This window comes from Dellaglioa sp. CoH-57-MRSF-18, assembly GCF_056781995.1.
The window spans coordinates 1-328 of sequence record NZ_JBXAXX010000165.1 but is presented as its reverse complement, the minus strand read 5'-3'; the positions used below and the strand labels follow the sequence as shown (position 1 = coordinate 328).

The 328-nt window shown below is 56.1% G+C and carries 1 protein-coding gene; it reads right to left on the bottom strand.

Features of this window, described 5'->3' with window-relative positions:
- On the bottom strand, positions 1-328 hold a 328-nt coding region (locus tag AC1RPG_RS08575; protein WP_481762565.1), incomplete at both ends, for a hypothetical protein.

Genomic DNA, 328 nt, shown 5'->3' with positions numbered 1-328 from the left:
ACAAGAGCCGTGATATACGAAAGCGGAATTGCATCGCTCGGATTGACTGGCGTAGCAATACCGTTGAGCACCTGTGATCCCATGTTCAGCGGGCCCGTCATAGTCACGTTGCCAGCGACTGGAACAGCGTTCACGTTCGCGGCCGTCAATGACACGTTGCCGCTTCCGTTCGGGCTGATGCCGTTGACCGTGGATACAGTGCCTGCCGGAATCGCGGCGGTGACCGTGATTAGTCCGTTTGCTTCGGAGAGCGTAACGTTTTGACCAGCCACTAGCGACTTGATGATCGCTGAGTTTGCGGGAGGGTTAGACTCAACCAGAATAACGG